Annotated in this window: 2 protein-coding genes; one reads left to right on the top strand and one right to left on the bottom strand. The window is 70.9% G+C overall.

Annotation, left to right across the window (positions count from 1 at the left end; genetic code table 11):
- Window positions 1-109 precede the first annotated feature (109 nt).
- Window positions 110-580 carry a tRNA (uridine(34)/cytosine(34)/5-carboxymethylaminomethyluridine(34)-2'-O)-methyltransferase TrmL gene (gene trmL / locus G3N99_RS40985; RefSeq protein WP_206125280.1) on the top strand — a complete coding sequence of 157 codons (471 nt, stop codon included), beginning with the start codon at window positions 110-112 and terminating at the stop codon, window positions 578-580.
- Between the two features lie 34 nt (window positions 581-614).
- On the opposite strand, the gene G3N99_RS40980 is transcribed toward trmL, so the two are convergent.
- On the bottom strand, window positions 615-976 hold a 362-nt coding region (locus G3N99_RS40980), incomplete at its 5' end, for a macro domain-containing protein (RefSeq protein ID WP_206125279.1).

Here is a 976-nt window from a genome sequence, read left to right as displayed (position 1 = left end):
ACAACGAACTCTACCCTCTTACCCCACACGCCGCTCTTCCGCCCTCCCGAACCGGCCGGCCGGGAACGCGCGCGTTGCGCCGCCCCGGCCGGCCCAGCCAGACCGAAACATGTTCAACGTCGTCCTCGTCGCCCCCGAAATTCCGCCGAACACCGGCAACGTGATCCGCCTGTGCGCCAACACGGGCGCCCGCCTGCACCTGATCGAGCCGCTCGGCTTCCCGCTCGACGACGCGCGGATGCGCCGCGCGGGCCTCGACTATCACGAGTATGCGCAGATGCGCGTGCACCGCGACTGGGACGCGTTCGTCGCGGCGGAAACGCCCGACCCCACGCGGATGTTCGCGTTCACGACGCGCGGCTCGGGCCGCTTCCACGATCATGCGTTCCTGCCCGGCGACTGGTTCGTGTTCGGCTCGGAAACGCGCGGCCTGCCCGCCGAGCTGCTCGAGCGCTTCCCGAACGAACAGCGCGTGCGCCTGCCGATGCGGCCGGACAACCGCAGCCTGAACCTGTCGAACACGGTCGCGGTGGTCGTGTTCGAGGCGTGGCGCCAGGCCGGCTTCGAAGGCGGCGCATGACGCTTGCGCGGCGCATCCCGCGCCGCGTGACGCGTCACGTCCGCGCGAGCCGCGCGCGATAGAGGTCGTAGATGTCGGGAGAAAAGCACGCGAACACCACGCGCGCGAGGTTCGGCGCTTGCGGCAGCATTTCGGCGACGGTGCCCACCGCGATCTCGACGGCTTCTTCAGCCGGATAGCGATAGATGCCGCAACTGATCGCCGGGAACGCGATCGACGTCGCCGCGACCTCCTCGGCCAGCTCGATCGCGCGCCGGTAGCACGACGCCAGCAGGTCGGCTTCGCCGCTCCCGCCGCCGTGCCACACCGGCCCGACCGCATGGATCACGTAGCGCGCCGGCAGCCCGTGGCCGCGCGTGAGCTTGGCGTCGCCCGTCTCGCAGCCGCCGAGCGTAC

The sequence above is a fragment of the Burkholderia sp. Ac-20392 genome, assembly GCF_017104585.1.
Classification (GTDB): domain Bacteria; phylum Pseudomonadota; class Gammaproteobacteria; order Burkholderiales; family Burkholderiaceae; genus Burkholderia; species Burkholderia lata.
The sequence above is the reverse complement of the archived record's forward strand: the minus strand, read 5'-3'. Positions and strand labels throughout refer to the sequence as shown.

Coding starts and splice junctions, on each gene's coding strand:
- trmL (WP_206125280.1), top strand. CDS start 110: ATGTTCAACGTCGTCCTCGTCGCCCCCGAAATTCCGCCGAACACCGGC.